The organism is Streptomyces sp. SID12488 (assembly GCF_010548275.1).
Taxonomy (GTDB): Bacteria; Actinomycetota; Actinomycetes; order Streptomycetales; family Streptomycetaceae; genus Streptomyces.
Genome location: NZ_JAAGLT010000150.1, coordinates 1 through 410, shown reverse-complemented (window position 1 = coordinate 410; position 410 = coordinate 1). Strand labels below are relative to the sequence as shown.

The following is a 410-nucleotide window of genomic DNA, read 5'->3' as shown; positions in this document are numbered from 1 at the left end:
GCTTCACGTCGCCGCACCCGGCCGCGTTCACGGACGACGTGATCGAGGCGATGGCGCAGACGCCGACCGTGATGCCGCAGCTGCACATGCCGCTGCAGTCGGGCTCCGACCGCGTGCTGCGCGCGATGCGTCGGTCCTACCGCTCCGACCGCTTCCTCGGGATCCTCGAGCGCGTGCGGGCCGCGATCCCGCACGCCGCCATCACGACGGACGTGATCGTGGGGTTCCCGGGGGAGACCGAGGAGGACTTCGCCGAGACCCTGCGGGTCGTCGAGGCGTCGCGGTTCTCCTCGGCGTTCACGTTCCAGTACTCGCCGCGCCCGGGCACGCCGGCCGCGGACCTGCCCGACCAGCTGCCCAAGGCGGTCGTGCAGGAGCGGTACGAGCGGCTGGTCGAGCTGCAGGAGCGC

Annotated in this window: 1 protein-coding gene; it reads left to right on the top strand. The window is 72.7% G+C overall.

Features of this window, described 5'->3' with window-relative positions; genetic code table 11:
* Nucleotides 1-410: radical SAM protein (locus G3I56_RS42940; RefSeq protein ID WP_164418972.1), on the top strand; the 410-nt coding region annotated here is incomplete at both ends.